This is a genomic window from Nocardia pseudobrasiliensis NBRC 108224 (genome assembly GCF_001613105.1).
GTDB classification, from domain to species: domain Bacteria; phylum Actinomycetota; class Actinomycetes; order Mycobacteriales; family Mycobacteriaceae; genus Nocardia; species Nocardia pseudobrasiliensis.
In genome coordinates this window covers 225,223-242,338 of record NZ_BDBS01000001.1, presented here as the reverse complement: position 1 = coordinate 242,338, position 17,116 = coordinate 225,223, and the positions used below count along the sequence as shown (strand labels likewise).

15 protein-coding genes are annotated in these 17,116 nt (G+C 67.9%); 7 read left to right on the top strand and 8 right to left on the bottom strand.

Features of this window, described 5'->3' with window-relative positions; translation table 11 throughout:
• Window position 1 precedes the first annotated feature (1 nt).
• Window positions 2–595, top strand: coding sequence for a PPA1309 family protein (locus NP4_RS01115; RefSeq protein WP_067990453.1), 594 nt, complete (start codon window positions 2–4; stop codon window positions 593–595).
• Here NP4_RS01115 and NP4_RS01110 read toward each other — a convergent pair.
• Window positions 592–1,617 (bottom strand): YlbL family protein, encoded by a 1,026-nt coding sequence (locus NP4_RS01110; protein ID WP_211335714.1) that lies wholly within the window; start codon window positions 1,615–1,617, stop codon window positions 592–594. The two genes, NP4_RS01115 and NP4_RS01110, sit on opposite strands and share 4 nt — an antisense overlap.
• A gap of 50 nt (window positions 1,618–1,667) precedes the next feature.
• On the opposite strand from NP4_RS01110, the gene NP4_RS01105 reads away from it, so the two are divergent.
• From NP4_RS01105 to NP4_RS01090, 4 genes are all read left to right on the top strand, one after another.
• The gene (locus NP4_RS01105) at window positions 1,668–3,062 is read left to right on the top strand and encodes a zinc-dependent metalloprotease (protein WP_067990448.1); all 1,395 of its coding nucleotides are present in this window, start codon (window positions 1,668–1,670) and stop codon (window positions 3,060–3,062) included.
• A 128-nt stretch (window positions 3,063–3,190) separates the two neighbouring features.
• The gene (locus NP4_RS01100) at window positions 3,191–4,726 is read left to right on the top strand and encodes a cytochrome P450 (protein ID WP_245996881.1); all 1,536 of its coding nucleotides are present in this window, start codon (window positions 3,191–3,193) and stop codon (window positions 4,724–4,726) included.
• A gap of 297 nt (window positions 4,727–5,023) precedes the next feature.
• A complete protein-coding gene (locus tag NP4_RS01095) occupies window positions 5,024–5,959 on the top strand; it encodes a TOMM precursor leader peptide-binding protein (protein ID WP_082875407.1) in 936 nt (311 codons plus the stop codon).
• 530 nt (window positions 5,960–6,489) lie between these two features.
• Entirely contained in the window at window positions 6,490–7,833 is a 1,344-nt protein-coding gene (locus tag NP4_RS01090; protein WP_067990439.1) for an ABC1 kinase family protein, read from the top strand.
• Here NP4_RS01090 and NP4_RS01085 read toward each other — a convergent pair.
• Window positions 7,775–9,115 carry a uracil-xanthine permease family protein gene (locus tag NP4_RS01085; RefSeq protein ID WP_067990435.1) on the bottom strand — a complete coding sequence of 447 codons (1,341 nt, stop codon included), beginning with the start codon at window positions 9,113–9,115 and terminating at the stop codon, window positions 7,775–7,777. The genes NP4_RS01090 and NP4_RS01085 overlap by 59 nt on opposite strands.
• Window positions 9,116–9,149: 34 nt before the next feature.
• Window positions 9,150–10,262: an aryl-sulfate sulfotransferase gene (locus NP4_RS01080; protein WP_067990432.1), complete on the bottom strand. Its 1,113-nt coding sequence runs from the start codon at window positions 10,260–10,262 to the stop codon at window positions 9,150–9,152.
• 153 nt (window positions 10,263–10,415) lie between these two features.
• On the opposite strand from NP4_RS01080, the gene NP4_RS01075 reads away from it, so the two are divergent.
• Entirely contained in the window at window positions 10,416–11,006 is a 591-nt protein-coding gene (locus NP4_RS01075) for a helix-turn-helix domain-containing protein (protein ID WP_211335712.1), read from the top strand.
• Window positions 11,007–11,107: 101 nt separating this feature from the next.
• On the opposite strand, the gene NP4_RS01070 is transcribed toward NP4_RS01075, so the two are convergent.
• The 3 genes from NP4_RS01070 to NP4_RS01055 all read right to left on the bottom strand — a co-directional run bounded on the left by NP4_RS01070 (window position 11,108) and on the right by NP4_RS01055 (window position 14,809).
• Complete coding sequence (locus NP4_RS01070) at window positions 11,108–11,512, bottom strand: hypothetical protein (protein WP_067990429.1); 405 nt, start codon at window positions 11,510–11,512, stop codon at window positions 11,108–11,110.
• 259 nt (window positions 11,513–11,771) lie between these two features.
• Window positions 11,772–12,056, bottom strand: a complete 285-nt coding sequence (locus tag NP4_RS01065) for a WhiB family transcriptional regulator (protein WP_062513114.1) — start codon at window positions 12,054–12,056, stop codon at window positions 11,772–11,774.
• A 575-nt stretch (window positions 12,057–12,631) separates the two neighbouring features.
• Window positions 12,632–14,809, bottom strand: a complete 2,178-nt coding sequence (locus NP4_RS01055) for an ATP-dependent DNA helicase UvrD2 (protein WP_082875404.1) — start codon at window positions 14,807–14,809, stop codon at window positions 12,632–12,634.
• Between the two features lie 48 nt (window positions 14,810–14,857).
• Between NP4_RS01055 and NP4_RS01050 the strand changes: the two genes are divergently transcribed.
• Window positions 14,858–16,084, top strand: coding sequence for a low temperature requirement protein A (locus tag NP4_RS01050; protein WP_067990558.1), 1,227 nt, complete (start codon window positions 14,858–14,860; stop codon window positions 16,082–16,084).
• A gap of 6 nt (window positions 16,085–16,090) precedes the next feature.
• Here the strand turns inward: NP4_RS01050 and NP4_RS01045 are convergent, their stop codons facing one another.
• Together NP4_RS01045 and NP4_RS01040 are read right to left on the bottom strand one after the other, a co-directional pair.
• Window positions 16,091–16,558, bottom strand: a complete 468-nt coding sequence (locus NP4_RS01045) for a MarR family winged helix-turn-helix transcriptional regulator (protein WP_067990420.1) — start codon at window positions 16,556–16,558, stop codon at window positions 16,091–16,093.
• On the bottom strand, window positions 16,555–16,980 hold the full coding sequence (locus NP4_RS01040) for an EVE domain-containing protein (protein ID WP_067990417.1): 426 nt from the start codon (window positions 16,978–16,980) through the stop codon (window positions 16,555–16,557). The genes NP4_RS01045 and NP4_RS01040 overlap by 4 nt, the downstream gene beginning before the upstream one ends.
• Window positions 16,981–17,116: the final 136 nt, after the last annotated feature.

The following is a 17,116-nucleotide window of genomic DNA, read 5'->3' as shown; positions in this document are numbered from 1 at the left end:
CGTGACTGTGGACAACCCCGCCTCCGCCCTCTACCGCTGCATTCGCGAAGTAGCGGAGTTCGCCGACGCGGAGGGGTGGGACCGGCCGCCGCAGATGTTCGCCCTGGTACCGACCGTGGATCTGGTCGCCGCCGAACCGACCCTGCAGGACGAACTCGACGACGGCGCCGAGCTGACTCCGATTGCGCAGGAACCGTTTCCGGAAGACATCGATGGCGGCTCCCCCGCGCTGGACGAATTCCTCGCCACCACCAGCTGGCCGCCCGCGGTCCAGGGCTGTGTGCTGGTGCAGCAGATCGTGGTGCTGCCGCCCGATGCCGAGCAAACCCTCGACGACGCCATCGCCCCGCTGCTGGCCGACCGCGACGCCGCCGACCGCGCGGCCCGCGACGCGGCCGTCACCCATCCGGGTCGCCGCGATGCGCGCCTGTTCGCGGGCGTGCTGCGCGACGGTGTCTCGCTGTGCCTGTTGCAGATCCGTCCGGAAACCGACGAGGAGGATCCCTTCGGCGATATCGACCTGCGCACCGCGCCCAACCTCGCCCCCAATCTGGTCGACGCGCTGCGGCACACGCTCGAGAACGAGCCCGACTAGCCGCAGGTGGGCGTGTCCTTACCGGAGGTGATGGCCTCCAGGGACTGCACCGCGCTGGTGAGGGTGTCGACCCGGACCAGTCGCAGTCCCGACGGGGTGCGCTCCTTGGCCTCGTTGCAGTTGTCGGCCGGGACCAGGAAGGTCTCGGCCCCGGCATCGCGGGCGGCCATCATCTTGTACTGAATGCCGCCGATCGGGCCGACCTTGCCATCGGGGTCGATGGTGCCGGTGCCCGCGATGAACTTGCCGCCGTTGAGGTTTCCGCTCGACAGCTTGTCGATCAGGGCCAGGCTGAACATCAGGCCCGCCGAGGGGCCGCCGATATCGGCCAGGTTGAAGGTGACCTTGATCGGCCCCTGCGGGACCTCCTCCGGCGATACGCCGAGATAGCCCTTGGTCGAATCCTCCGGGCGCGCGCCGAGTTTCACCGGAACGGTCTGCTCCGCGCCGTCGCGCCGGATCACGAACGACACGACCGCGTCGGGCTTGTCGCCCTGCACGGTGGAAATGAAGTTCTGGGAGGTGGTGACGGGCTTACCGTCCACCGACACCAGCTCGTCGCCCACCCGCAGCAGATCCTTGGCGGGCCCGTCGGGGGTGACTGTGCGCAGTTTCACCGTCGTCGGATATTTCAGATAGTGCAGCGCCGCCAGTTCCGCATTGTCCTCGGAATCCTTGAAGTCCTGCTGATTGGACTTGTCGACCTGCTCACGCGGCACTCCGGGCGGATACACCTCCGCGCGCGGACGCAATCCGTAGCGCCCGTCGGCCCACAGCCCGAACGCCTCGAAGATATTCAGCCCGTCGCGAACGGACACCGTCGTCATATTGAGATTGCCGGTGGTCGGATCGATCGGCGCGCCCTGAACGTCGACGACCTGTTTGCCCTCGACCTCACCGAGCGTATTGAACGTCGGACCAGGGCCGAGCGCGACGAATGGGACCGTCACGGCACTGCCCACGACACCGAGCACGAGCACTGGGACGAGGGCTGCCAACAGAGTCATGATCCGCCGATTCACCCGGCCAACAGTAGCGGTTCGCCCCTTGGCACCCGCGTAAGGTTTGGGGTATGAGCGATGTGCCCTTCGGATTCTCGAACCGCGACGACGATGACGACCGCAACAAGCGGGACGATCCGTCGAGCGCCGGGTCGAACAACCCGTTCGGGTTCCCCATCGGCGGATCCGGCGCGGGTTTCGATCCGTCGCAGCTCGGACAGATGCTGACCTCGCTCGGTCAGATGTTCAGCAATATGGGCCAGCCCGGCTCGCAGGCGGGCCCGGTCAACTACGACCTGGCCAAGCGGCTGGCCCGGCAGCAGCTGGGTTCGACCGTGACTCCGCTCACCGAAGGCGCGCAGCGCGCGGTCACCGATGCGGCGCATCTGGCCGAACTGTGGCTCGACGCGGCGACCACGCTGCCCGCGGGCGCCTCGAAGACGGTGGCCTGGACGGCAAACGACTGGATCGAGGAGACCGTGCCGACCTGGAAGCGGCTGTGTGATCCGGTCGCCGAACAGGTTTCGGGCATGTGGACCACCACGCTGCCGGAGGAGGCCAAGGAGTTCGCGGCCCCGATGATCGGCATGCTGGGTCAAATGGGCGGTATGGCCTTCGGCTCGCAGCTTGGCCAGGCCCTCGGCCAGCTCGCCCAGGAGGTGCTGACCTCCACCGATATCGGCCTGCCGCTGGGCCCGGCCGGGACCGCGGCGCTGCTGCCCGCGGCGATCACCGAGTTCAGCAAGGGTCTGGAACGGCCCGAGAGCGAGATCCTGGTGTATCTGGCCGCGCGCGAGGCCGCCCATCAGCGGCTGTTCGGCCATGTGCCGTGGCTACGCCAGCAGGTACTGGGCGCGGTCGAGGACTATGCCCGCGGCATTCGGATGGACTTCTCGGCGATCGAACAGGCCGCCCAGAACATCGATCCGATGTCGCTGACCGATCCGTCCAAACTCGAGGAACTGCTGTCGCAGGGCACCTTCGAACCGCAGACCACGCCGGAGCAGAAGGCCGCGCTGGAACGGCTGGAGACCCTGCTGGCGCTGATCGAGGGCTGGGTCGAGGTCGTGGTCACCGACGCGGTCGGCGATCGACTGCCCGGTGCGGGCGCGCTGGCCGAGACGCTGCGCCGCCGCCGCGCGACCGGCGGCCCAGCCGAGCAGACCTTCGCCACCCTGGTCGGCCTGGAGCTGCGCCCGCGCAAGCTGCGCGAGGCGGCCACGCTGTGGCGGCGGCTCACCACCGATGCCGGGCTCGAGGCCCGCGACGCGGTGTGGGCGCATCCGGATCTGCTGCCCAGCTCGGAAGATCTGGACAATCCGGCGGGCTTCATCGACGGCGTGATCGGCGGCGGCACCGCGGTATTCGACGATCCGCTGGCTCAGCTGGCCGAGACCGAGGCCCGCGAGCGCGAGGAGCGCGAGAGTCGCGGCAACGATGAGGGCGACGACGACAGCAAAGGCTGAGCGCGTTCACCGTTCGCCGCTCGGTTGCAGCGATTACCCCAGCTGAGCGGCTGGCGACCCCCTTGACGCGATTGTGCACAGTTGTACACTGAGCGCAATCCAAGGGGTTCGCGGAGGGAGTGACCGGCGTGGCGGCTCTCATGAAATCGGCCGATGAACAACCATCCGCGGCGCTGCATCCGCCGCGCTGGTCACCGGCGTTCATCCGCTGGCACGAGTCCCGGGTCTCCTGGTGGGAGTCGTGGAAGTTGGCCCTGCGCACACTGCCGCGGGTGCGCGACCACACCATCACCGAATACATCACCCGGCTGCCGGGGCAGGACGATGTCGTGGTCGCCCGGGTGCCGTTCCTACGGTTCGTGGTCGTGCGCAGTCCGGAGCTGGCCCGCCACGTCCTGGTCACCAATCAGAACAACTACGCCAAGAGCGCCGAATACGACATGCTCGCCGTGGCCTTCGGCCGCGGTCTGGTGACCGATTTGGACGATCGGCGCTGGATGCGCAACCGACGGCTGGTGCAGCCGGTGTTCAACCGCCGCAATCTGGATCGCTTCGCGCTCCCGATGACCGAGGCCACCGACGACGCGGTCGATCGGATGCTGACCGCGTCCGGACCGGTCGATGTGAACGCCGCGATGAACCTGCTCACCCTGGATGTGGTCGCGCGCACCATGTTCGGTACCGATCTGTCCGGACCCATGTCACAGGTGCGGCTGGCGAATCTGCTGCGGTTCTTCGGCGTCGGCTTCATGACCAATCTGAGTCGCCCCATCCGGGCGATGTCGACCTGGGTGCTCAAACACGGCCCACATCCCGAATCCGCCGAGAATCCGCGGCTTCCCATGCGGATCATGCGCATTTCGGGCTGGCTCACCGCACCGCGGGCCATGCGCGATCTGCGACACGCGGAACGGGTGATCGACGATCTCATCGCCGATCATCGCGCCGGACGCATCGCGCGCAAGGACAATCTGCTGGCGCTGCTGATGGACGCGCGCGATCCGGAGAGCGGGTACGCCTATACCGATCAGGAGATCCGCGAGGAGCTGATGACCTTCATCGGCGCCGGAATGGAAACCACCGCAACGGCTCTGGCCTGGGCCTGGCATCTGCTCGGTCGCCATCGCGAGGCGCGCGAGCGGATGTACGAGGAGTTGGATTCCGTACTGGGCGGTCGCGTGCCGACGGCCGAGGATGTGGATCGGCTGGTGTGGACCAAGGCGATCGTCACCGAGACGATGCGGGTCCATCCGCCGGTCATCGGATTGGCCAGGGTCGCACTGGATGACGATGTCCTGGGCGGCTATCCGATCTCGGCCGGGACCACGGTCGCCATCATCGTGCACGGCGTGCACCACAATGCCCGGGTGTGGGATCGGCCCGACGAATTCGATCCGAGCAGACATCTGGGCGATCAGGCGAAGCCGCCGCCCAAACACGCGAACCTGCCGTTCGGCGCGGGTAAGCGGATGTGTGTCGCGGCGGGTTTCGCGACCATGGAGGCCGTAGTGGTGCTGGCCCGCACCGCGCAGCGCGTCGAGCTGAACCCGGTGGACGACAGGCCCATTCGGCCGCAGATCTCGTTCACCGGCGGGCCCGACGAGCCGGTCTGGATGACCGCGACCGCGCGTCCGGCACGCGGTGGAGCACAGGCCGCGGGGTAGTTCCGCGTGGTTCGTCCGGATTCACCACCGGAGCTGATACATTCGATCACACCGCGAACGGGGCTGAAAGTTTGTTTCCCTCATAGGATTTCGGCCCGCACGCACTGTGGACAGAATTGGGGAATCTCTTCCATTCGCACTCGCGCGGCGATGTAGCGGCGATCGGAAGTGCGGTCGCGAGCGGGGCGCGGACAACCCCGTGTCCTCATGAGATGCCCTGTGGATGAGCACATTTCCTGTGGATAACCAGGTCTTTGGTCGGCGGTGCGGACAGACCGGAGCGCCATACTTTCCGACATGACCACGTATCGCCCCTGCGGCCCGATGTTGCATCCACGCCTGGCGGTGCTGCGGCGGCCGTCGGGGGATGTACAGCTGGGCTGGGATCCCGAACACGCGATGGTGCTGCGCCCGCCCGGTACGAGTCCCGATGCCGTCCTGGGCTTTCTGCGCCTGCTCGACGGCGAGCTCAGCCATCCCCAAATCGTCTGGCAGGCCGACAGGGTGGGCATCCGCGCACCCGACGCGCTGGCGATCCTGGCCGCCCTCGAGAGTGCGGGGCTGCTGCTTTCGCCCCGGCCCCGCACCACCCGGGTGCGCGCGGTCCATGTGCACGGGCGCGGGCCGCTGTCGGAGGCGATCACGGCCGGAATGCGCCCACTGGGTCTGCGGCCCACCCGCTCCCGCGAGGCCGATCCGGCGGCGAAGACGGCGGCGCGATCGGCGGATCTGGTAATTCTGGCCGACGCTCTGGTCCCCGAACCACATCTGGTGAACGACCTGATCCTGCAACGCGTCCCACATCTGCAGGTCCGCGTCCGCGACGGCCGCGGCATCGTCGGCCCGCTGGTCCTGCCCGGCGGCACCAGCTGTCTGCGCTGCGCCGATCTCATCCGCCGCGACCACGACGCCGATTGGCCCCATCTGGCGGGTCAACTACTGGGCCGAGTCGGCCACGCCTCCCCCGCCACGGTCGCCGCGACCACCGCCCTGGTCCTGCGCGACCTCGAACTCATCCTCGCCGGGCGCCCCGACCAACCACCCCAGACCCTCGACACCACATTGGAATTGGATCCCGACACCCACCACATCGAACGCCGCCCCTGGACCCCGCATCCGGAATGCGCCTGCCGCACCCTGTACCCACCCGACGAACCCGATCAACCCCCACAGGTATACGAGGACCCCACCGCCGATACGAGCGCACAGCCCCAGCGTCCCGACAACAGATAGGGCACGACATGTCCCCAACTACCGAGCAGACCATCCGCCATGGCCGACCCGGTAACCACGGGCGGAACCACGTCGATCGGCGCGATCGTCGCCGTCACGGTTCTGCCCGACCCGATATTCCCGAGCCGACCCGCATCTGGCCGGATGGACCGCGCCTCCGTAGGGATTTCGAGCGGAATCCATTCGCCCGCTGCGGCCTCGTCCACGACGGCGACCGCTTTCGACCCTGCGCCGCCGAGCGAGACCTCATCGACCGCCGCGGCATTGCTCGTCACCGCGAGTGTGGTCGGGATTGCCAGTGCGGCTGTGGCGACAATTGCGAGTACAAGCGGATTGATTCGCATATTTCCTCCGCTGTGGGCACGATCACCGATCAGTATCGGGGGCCACATCGCTGTCCGATAGCCCCGATCAATCAGGGCCTACGGATGCGCGGAGGGTGAATGTGACCGATAACACGCCCGTTTGGAACCGTCCGGTTCAGCCGATTCCCATGGCACACCGCGCGGTACGTCGGCCATGATGGGTAGGTGTCCGAGATTGTGCGCCGTAGCTCGTCCCGTAATGCCAAGCTGGCCAAGATTCCGCTGGGCATCGCCGGCCGGGCCGCGGTGGGGTTCGGGCGCAAGCTCGTCGGCGGCGACAAGTCCGAGATCAATGCGCAGTTGAACCAGAAAGCGGCCGAGCAGTTGTTCTCCGTCCTGGGTGAACTCAAGGGCGGCGCAATGAAATTCGGACAGGCGCTGTCGGTCATGGAGGCCGCCGTGCCCGAGCAGTTCGGCGAGCACTACCGCGAGGCGCTGACCAAACTGCAGGCCGCCGCGCCGCCCATGCCGGCCGCGACCGTGCACCGGGTGCTGGATCAGCAGCTGGGCACCGGCTGGCGGCAGCGGTTCCGCGAATTCGACGACGCCCCGGCCGCCTCGGCGAGTATCGGTCAGGTGCATCGGGCGATCTGGTCCGACGGTCGCGTGGTCGCGGTGAAGGTGCAGTATCCGGGCGCCGACGAGGCGCTGCGCGCGGATCTGAAGACCCTGAATCGGGTCTCGGGTCTGGTCGCCGGAATTCTGCAGACCGCCGATGTGAAGCCGGTGCTGGCCGAACTCAGCGAGCGTATGGAGGAGGAGCTCGACTATCGCATCGAGGCGGGCAATCAGCGCGCCTTCGCCAAGGGTTACGAGGGCCATCCGCGCTTCGTGGTCCCGAGGGTGGTGGCCAGCGCGCCCAAGGTGATCGTGACCGAATGGCTCGACGCCACCCCGGTCTCGGCAATCATCACCCAGGGCAATGCCGACCCCGAGGGCACCCGCGAACTGCGCAATCGGGTCGCCGAGCGGATGGCGGAATTCCATTTCTCCTCACCGTCGACGGTCGGCCTGCTGCACGGCGATCCGCATCCGGGCAACTTCATGATGTTGTCCGACGGCCGCCTGGCCGTCATCGACTACGGCGCCTGCGCGCCGCTGCCCGACGGCTTCCCGCCGATCCTCGGCCAGATGGTCGCCCTCGCGGTCGAGGACTGGTACGAGGAGCTGACCACGCTCATGTACGACAACGGTTTCGTGATCCCAGGCAAGATCCTCGGCCACCAGGAGATCGCCGATTTCCTGCGGCCGTTCTCCGATCCGATCCGCACCGAGACCTTCCACTTCACCCGCAAGTGGATGCAGCGGGTCGCGGGCAAGGCCACCGATATCGGCAGCCCGGAGATGAAGACCTCGTGGTCGCTGCAGCTTCCGCCCGAGCACGCCATGGTGTTCCGGGTGCTGATGGGTTCCATCGGCATCTGCGCGCAGCTCGACGCCGAGGTGCCCTTCATGCGGCTGATGCACGACTGGGTGCCCGGTTACGCCGAATACCGAAGCGCCAGTTGAGCCCTCGCCACCGCAGCGCGAACAGCACATGCACCACGGTGCCGACGACCGCCGCCATGGTCACCCCGCTGCCGAGCAGCAGTCGCAGATCGGCGGGGAAGTCGCGATAGAGCGCCGGGGTCAGAATCGGCAGCAGTCCGGCGGTCAGCGCGGCCGTCGCGGTGATCAATTCGCCGTCCGAGCGCAGATCGACCCGTTCGAACATGCCGATCCCCGCCGCCACGATCATCGTGAACGCGATCGCCGCGGTACCGCCGATCACCGGGCCCGGTAGCGAATTCACGATCCGTCCAACCGGCGCCAGGAATGCCACGACGATCAACAGCAGTCCGGTTAGCGCGGTGACATAGCGGCTGCGCACGCCGGTCAGCCGGAGCAGCCCGATATTCTCCCCGCTGGTCACCATCGACGGGCCACCGAACAGTCCCGACAGCAGCGAGGTCACCGCATCGCCGCGAATGGTGCGTCCGACGGTCGCCTCGGGATCGATCGTCCGACCCACGATCCGGGCATTGAGCAGAGTCTGCCCCGTCGCCTCGGCCATCGAGCCGATCCCGAACACCAGCAGCGGCACACTCGCGATCAGATCGAAATGCGGTGTGCCGAACAGGAACAGCCGAGGCAACTGCACGACCCCGCCACCGGCATGCAGCTGAAATCGCCCGACCGCCAGCGCGACCGCGGCGCCGGCGACCATCCCGACCAATACCGCCAACCGCCGCCACCCGCCCGGCAGGAACCGATGCGCGAGCACCGTCACCACCACGGTCACCGCGGCCAGCGAAACCGCCGCCACGGTCGAACGCTCCTCCGGCGCGACGATCAATCCGCCCGCGACCTTCACCAGATTCACCCCGATGACCACGATCATGCTCGCGATCACCACCGCGGGCAGCCGCGTCACGAACCGCCGAGCCACCGGCACCAGCACGATTCCGGCGACCGCGGTAATGATCACGGCCCCGGACGCGGTGGCCGCCCCCGAACTCTGCGCGATCTGAACGAACAACACCACCGCCGCCCCGCCGGGCAGCATCACGAACGGCAACCCCGCCCCCAGCGACCCGCGTCCCAACGACTGCAATACCGTCCCCACCCCGCCGAACAACAGGACCGCACAGAGCAGGGCCCGAACCTCCCCATCCCCCAACCCCAAACTCCGCCCGATCAACAACACCGAGGCGATCGGCGTCGCCACCATCACCAGCAGATGCTGGACCGCCGCCACGAGAGCTCGCGCGGCAGGCAGCTTCTCATCGGCCGTTTCCACCACACCGGTCATCTCACACCTGCCTTCGGACCGTCGCCGCGCCGCCTCACAGCGTCCCCAGCCACGGAATATCCTGCGCCGCATAGCGATAGGACCGGAAGATGGCGTTGGACAGGCTGGGGAAGACCTCGGCGGTGCCCGGATCCGGATAGGTGGTGAAGGTGGGGACCACGTACTCCCAGCAGATTCGGCCCTCGGCGGTGATCTCGAAGATGCGGCCGAAGGCGGCCTCGGTGATCAGGGTGTTGCCATTGGGTAGGCGCTGAGCGCCGCCCATGAACGGAGTGAAGAAGGCCTCGCGCGGGGAGTCCTGGTAGGTCCAGGTCGGTTCGCCGGTGCGCGCGTCGATTTCGATGACTCGGCTGTAGGTCACCGATTCGCCGGTGCGGAAGGTGCCGTTGTCGAAGATCAGGATTCGTCCGTCGCCCAGCGGCGTGGCGTGGTGTTGCTGGGCGACGACGGTTCGGTCCGCCAGCGTGGTGTATTCGCCGGTGCGACGGTCGATGGTGATCACCGCCGAAACACTGCGCAGGCTGGCTATCACGGTGTGCTCGTCGAGTGGGTGCACGCTGTTGATCAACGGCCAGTGTTCGCGCCAATAGTGCGGCTGCAGGCCGAATTCGGCGGGATCGAGGTGGTCTACCGCGTGCCACTCCCACAGCGGGGAGCCGTCGGCGCTCACCTCGCGAATGACATCGGCCCACACCACGCCGTCGGCCTCGGTGCCGGGCACCCCGCCCTCGATGCGCCGCGCGGCCGCACCGGTCAGCGGTCGCACCGCGGTGTAGAGGATGCGGCCGTCGTCGTAGTGGTGGGCGTCGTGATGCTGGTGATCGTCACGGAATTCGGTGAGCAGGCGGCCGTTCGGATCGTAGGTGGCCATCGATCCGCCGCTGTATTTGCGCCACATCGCGAACGGCGGTTCGATCGCCAGCGTCGCGCCGTTGTAGGCCAGGCGGCCGTCGGCGAGCAGCCGCGCGTGACGACCCGGTCGATACGGCAGATTCCAGCGATGCGCGAGCTCGCCGTTCGGGTCGATCAGATCGACGATTCCATTGCCCGCCAGCGGTGCGTAGAGCGTGTATCCCGGCCACGACAGCTCCGGATCGATGCCGATCAGACCCGTTCCGCGCCGCTTCAGCGTGTTCTGTTCCACCATGTCTCCTGAAAATCCAGTTTCACTGAATATTCAGTAGCCAACGCGTTCGATGAAGACTTGCGATCATCGTGAGGTAAAAACTGGGATACGTCGGTGCAGCACCGACAATGAGGCGAAACGTCGAGAGGTAGATCTGTGCATCCGGACAAGGTGGTGACGGACGAAACACGCCGACTGAGTCTGGCCGACGTCGTGCACAATCGGCGGCTCGCGGCCCGCCTGACGCTCGCCCAGCTGGCCGAACGCACGGATCTGTCCCCCTCGTTTTTGAGCCAGTTCGAGAACGGCCGCACCAACACCAGCCTGCGCTCTCTACAGCGCATCGCCGACGCCCTCGGCACCACCGCCACCGAACTTCTCGCCGCCGCCGACCCCACCCCCGACGAACCGGTGGTCCGCGCGGGCGCCGATCCCGTTCTGGCCCAAGCGGATCCGGGCGACGACGGCTCGGTCCGCGCCCTGATCCACGGCCGCCGCGACCTACGCGCCCTGGAATTCACCGGCGGCACCGGCCGCGGCTCCCGCGAATTCACCCACGAGAACGACGAACTCGTCTACGTCGTCCGCGGCGCGATCACCCTCATCGCCGACGGCGAGGAAATCCACCTCTCCACCGCCGACGCCTACTACTGCACCGCGGGCACCCGCCATCGCTGGTGGGCCCACACCCACGACACCATCACCCTGCTCCTGGCGGTCTCCGACGGCCTCATGGTCCGCCACCCACCACACCGCCGCCGCTGATCGGTCCGGCTACTCGTCGGTCGTGCCGAAAATCCCCCGGTGGCCGCCGAAGATCGCGAGAACTGCTGCCATACTCGGCAACCCGACGGCCAGCGCCCCGATCAAAACGAATCCGGCCCGATGTCCGGCGAACCGTTTCTCCCGCGTACGGCGAAGAACACGACCAGCGCGATCACCCCGGCCGACGACATGACCGGATACAGGATCCGCTGCGCGCGGCCGCTCGGATTCCTCGTCGACGCGTTCAGCGCCATGCCGAACAATCCGCCGAGAACAGCCATCAGCCCCAGCGCCGCCAGCACCGCACCGTGCGGTACGAATCGTCCGATCAGCCCACCGGCCAGCACCGCGATCGCCGCCGCGATGGTGAGGCCCTTCTCGGCCCTGGCTATCGATGCCGAGTAGTTGGCGCTACCCGCCATGGTGGCGCGCTCCTCGATTTCGAGGTCCGGCGATACCGCGGCAGAGCCCGGCGGCGCAATCGACAGGTCTGGCGGGTCGGACATATCAGCGTCATTGCCGGGCCGCCTTCGCTCGTGATGAGTACGAAGTCCGTTCGTTGTGCGAGTCCTGTCGTATACGGTCCCAGTCCACGAAATCGTTCGCACGGCGACCCCCGTCTACCTCCGGGACGCGAGCGTGGTCTCGGAGGTACGCGGCGAACGCCGTTGTCGGCGTGGACATTCGGGCCCGGAATGAGGACGAGCCCCGCATCTCGACAGAGATGCGGGGCTCGGGCGCGTTCGTGATCATATGCGGTGACCATTACGCCACTGTCACCTTGCGCGGGCGGCCGCGGGGCCGCTTGCGGGCGATGACGGCGCCCTGATCGAAGATCTCGCCACCCCAGACGCCCCAGGGCTCACCGCGGTCGAGCGCGGCGGCCAGGCAGGTCCGGCGGATCGGGCAGGACGCGCACAGCGCCTTGGCCTCTTCCAGCTGGGTGGGGCTCTCGGCGAACCACAGGTCGGGGTCGCCGACCCGGCAGGGCAGAGTGAGCGCGACACCCCGGGTGCGGGATGTCGGGGCCACGGTCGAATGGCATGTCACGCGAGGAACGGTCGCGGTGGACACGTCTTACTCCTTCAGCTCGTGCAGCGGTTGGGTTTTCGCGAAACCGGTGCCGGTGGCTGGAGGCCGATAAAACTATGGCCACGGTTTCGCGTTTTGCGATCCGTGGCCAGTTGGCTAAGGGAGTTGATCCCTACCTGAGTCGGTGTCGACTCCTGATCACGGTCGCTGGGCTTGCGTCGCGGAGGCGGGCTGCCTGCAGGTCAGCCGTCGGACGGACGACTGCCGCATTGGCGCCGGTAAATGCGTCGGCATAGACCGGGTGCCAGCTCCGCATGGGCTTGTCCGTCGTGTGGGCATGCTTCGGCCCCGTGTGTTCGGTACCGAAGATGCTTACGGCGGACAGACCGGTCCCCTGCAAAGCGAGGACCCCCCGGGAGGCAAGGTGCACACACGGAATCGCCGACGCCGCAACGCCGATCGACGCGATGTTGATAATTCCGTTCATTGGTCTGCCTCCCTCCTTACTCGTATCCGTTTGGTCACTGTGCGCGCCGGAATGCCCTCCCGGTGCGTGATCCCCACCCTACGGCTGTCGCTCACAACCGCACAACCTATTTTTCACCTGCAGTTTTATGGTCTTGCGCACCCATGCGGGAGCGGACTATAGCTATCACGTCGGCGCCGAACTGCCCGAGTTTCTTCGCCCCGATGCCCGGGATGGCGACCAGGGCCCGATCGTCGGTCGGCAGCTGTTCGGCGATGGCCGTGAGCGTGGTGTCGCTGAACACCACGAAATGCGGCACCGACAGTTCGTCGGCCTTCTCCTTACGCCATTCGCGCAGCGTGTCGAGCAATACCGGATCCAGATCGGCCGGGCAGCGCGAACAGCGCCCGAGCATGGTCGCGGTGGTGCCCAGCAGTGGGCGACCGCAGATCCGGCAGGTCGGATGCGAGCGTTTCGCGCCGCGCCGATCGCCGGTGGCCTGTGCGATACGCGAGGCCGGGGAGTCCTCCGGAATCAAACCGTTGAGGAAACGGCTGCGCCGCCGCGTCTTCCGACCGCCCTGGGCGCGGGCCAGCGCCCACGACAGCTGCAGATGTTCCCGCGCGCGCGTCACGCCCACATAGAGCAGCCGCCGCTCCTCCTCCAGCGCCGCCTCGTCGCTGACCGCGCCGCCCTCCCCCAGCACGTGCTGGATCGGCAGCGTGCCGTCGGCGAGGCCGACCAGGAAGACCGCATCCCACTCCAGCCCCTTGGCCGCGTGCAGCGAGGCCAGCGTCACGCCCTGCACGGTCGGCGGATGCCGGGATTCGGCGCGTGCGGCGAGCTCGCGCAGCAGACCCGACAGCTCCAGATCCTCATCGTGGGCGGTCAATTCCTCGGTGAGCTGGACCAGCGCCACCAGCGACGCCCAGCGCTCACGGGCCTGCGCGCCACTGGGTTCGGTGGCGGTCAGCCCGAGACGGGCCAGGGCCGCGCGGACCAGGGTGACCAGTTCGGGACCCCGGGCATCGGGCAGATCGTCGCGAACGGCGGTCTGCCGCAACGCCTGTACGGCCTGGCGGACCTCGGCCCGCTGGAAGAAGCCCTCACCGCCGCGCACCTGATACGGGATCTCTGCCTCGGTGAGCGCCTGCTCATAGGCTTCGGACTGGGCGTTGATGCGATAGAGCACCGCGATCTCCGCGGCCGGGACGCCCGTGCCGATCAGCCGCGCCACGGCCTTGGCCACGGCCGCGGCCTCGGCGGGCTCGTCGTCGTATTCGGCGAACGACGGTTCGGGACCGTCGGCGCGCTGGCCTATCAGGGCCAGCCGGGTCCCGGCGATCCGGCCGCGCGCGGCTCCGATCACCCGGTTCGCCAGCGACACCACCTGAGGGGTGGACCGGTAGTCGCGTTCGAGCCGCACCACCGTGGCCTCCGGGAAGCGGCGCGAGAAGTCCAGCAGGAAGCTCGGACTCGCGCCGGTGAAGGAATAGATGGTCTGGTTGGCGTCGCCGACCACGGTCAGATCGTCGCGATCACCGAGCCAGGTGTCGAGCACCCGCTGCTGCAGCGGGGTGACGTCCTGATATTCGTCGACCACGAAACAGCGATAGCGCCCGCGGAACTCCTCGGCCACGCCCGGATAGTCCTCGAGGGCGGCCGCGGTGTGCAGCAGCAGATCGTCGAAATCCAGCAGCAGCCCCTCGGGGGTCTGCTTGAGCTCCTCGTATCCGCTGTAGACGTCGGCGACCCTGCGCGGATCGTAGGGAGGTTCGCGGTGATACCGCGCCACCGCGGCCGCGTAGTCCTCCGGGGCCACCAGCGACGCCTTGGCCCATTCGATCTCACCGGCCAGATCGCGCACGCTCTCGGTGACGGTGGACAGTCCGGCGCGATTCGCGGCCTGCGCGACGATCGGGAATTTGCTGTCGATCAGCCGCCACGGCACATCGCCCACGATCTGCGGCCAGAAATAGCGCAGCTGACGTAGCGCGGCCGCGTGAAAGGTGCGCGCCTGCACCGTATTCGCCTCACCACCCAGGCCCAGCCCGCGCAGCCGACTGCGCAACTCCCCCGCGGCGCGCGCGGTGAAGGTCACGGCCAGAACCTGATCGGCGCGCACATGTCCGGCCGAGACCAGATGTGCGATGCGATGAGTGATCGTGCGCGTCTTACCGGTCCCCGCTCCCGCGAGCACACAGACCGGCCCGCGCGGTGCGCGCACGGCGGCGGCCTGCTCGGGATCGAGTCCGTCGAGCCGAAGCTGAGGGGTGGTGATCGGAGCGGGCACGGGCTCCATCATGACAGCGAGGTCCGACAGGTCCGGGCCGCGCCCGCTAATGTGCGCCGGGTGGCAACCGACACGCCGAGTGACGACACCCTCCGACACGATCGCCGGGCGACGTGGATCGAGCTGTTCTTCGATCTGGTCGCGGTCGCCGGCATCGGTCAGCTCACCCATGTGCTGCACCACGGACCCTCGCTCGGCGACTTCGCGCTGTATGTCCTGCTCTACCTGGCGTTCTGGATGGCGTGGGCGAGTGTGACGCTCTACGGTGACATCGCCTACGACCACATCCGCCTGCCGCTGATGCTCGCCGCGATGCTGGGCGTGGGTCTGATGGCCGCCGCGGTGCCCGGCATGCCCGCCCGGCACGCCACCACCTTCGCCGCGGTCTACGTGATCGTGCGCGTGGTGCTCTCACAGGTCTGGGGCCGCGGTCGAATCGTGGTCGACTGGCCGATCGCGCAGTTGGGCGCGGGCGTGACGCCCTGGATCGTCTCGCTGTGGGTGCCCGAACCGTGGAAGTTCTGGCTGTGGGCCCTGGGCCTGACCATCGATACCTGGGGCATGTTCGCGATCAACGGCGACCGGATGATGACCAGGATGCAGCACGAACTCGATCGGCGACTGCGCCGCTATCCCCGCTTCGACGGCCGCGAACTGCCGAAAATCGAGGCGCTGCACGTCGATCCGGAACATCTCGGTGAGCGCTTGGGCCTCTACGTGATCATCGTGCTCGGTGAGGGCGTCATCGCGCTGATCACGGCCCTCGGCGATACGGGCTGGGGTGCGCGGGTGCTGGCGCTCGGCTTCGGCGGCTTCACGATCCTGGCCGGTCTGTGGGCACTGACCCTTAATTTCGGGCCCGTGCTGCGCCTGCTGACCGGCGATGTCTCCCCGAATCTCGTACCCGGCCCGCATCGAATGGCCATGCACTGCTGGCTGACCGGTGCGATCGCGACGATCGCCGCGGGCCTGGGATTGTGCCTGGCTCATCCACAGGGTCATCTCCCGGCGGGCGTCGGCTGGGCCCTGTGCGGCGGCGCGGCGGCCTATTTCCTGGTCACCGCCGTGACCGGCGCCCGCAGCGGCCTGGGTTGGCGCTGGACCCTGAAGTGGCCGCTGCCCGCGGCCGTGATCGCGGTGATCCTGGGCGCGCTCGGCCCGCATCTCGGACCGATCTGGCTGGTCTACGGCATCGTCGCATTGATCGCCGGGGCACTGGTGGTGGAAACGCGCGCGGCGGGCCTGTGGCACAGGAGGTCTCGGCCCGCCCACCCCGGGCGAGTCTGACGCGGGTCACCGATCGCGCAGCCGACGCAGGGCCGTTGCGAACTCACCGGTCGAGCCGCCGAGCGGGCCGAAGAATTCGCGATCACACGCCTCCACCGCCACGATGGCCCGATTGACCAGGGCGACACCGGTTTTCGTCGGAACGAGCGATTTCGCCCGCCGGTCGTTCGGATGCTCGCGGCGTTCGACCAAACCCTTCTGTTCGAGCGCGCGCAAGACCTGCGAGGTCATCATGGGATCGGTGACGGCCCGGTCGGCCAGGTCGCGCTGTCTGACCGGCTCGCCGCCGCAGGGTTCGGCGAGCCAGGTCAGGGCGGCCAGCAGCACGAACTGGACGTGGGTGAGGTCGAAGGGCGCGAGGGCCGCACGCTGGGCGGCCTGCCAGCGGTTGGTCACCTGCCACAGCAACAGGCCGGGACTCTCGTCGGGATGGGCGAATTCGGTGCGCAGCCCGGCGTTCCGGTCCTCGTTCACGCGCCGACCATAGCGTGGGAGATCAGCGCGAAGTCGTGGGCGCTCAATTCGATCAGGCCGCGGCGCAGCACGATGCCCCAGTTCGGGACGCTGGTCAGCTCGAGGTCCCCGCGCAGCGCATCGATCGAAACCTCCCGCGCATCCAGCCGATACGTGACCTCTCGACGCCACGGCCGGAAACAGCCGCCCTGGTCCTCGGCCTGCCACGCGGGCCGGTCGTCGATCGTGCCCAGTGCGGTGAACGCCTTGACCCACGCGCCCTCGCGTATCCCGGTGCGCGGCGAGTAGTACACCAGCCCGTCGCCGGGACCCATGCGCTCGACGGCCGTGCGCTTGCCGTGGTTGGCCTGGACGATGCCGAGTTCGACACCGCGACGGACATGGTCGCGGGAAACCACGTTCAGCCAGTGCCGGGCGCTCATGCCGCCACCCGCAGATGCGAGTACTCCGCGGGTTCGGCGGTGGAGGTGGCGTGAGCGGCGATGTGGACCATAGATTTAGTATGCGCGCATAATAAATCCATGGCAAGCCCCCGGAACAGATGGCACCGCGCCGGCG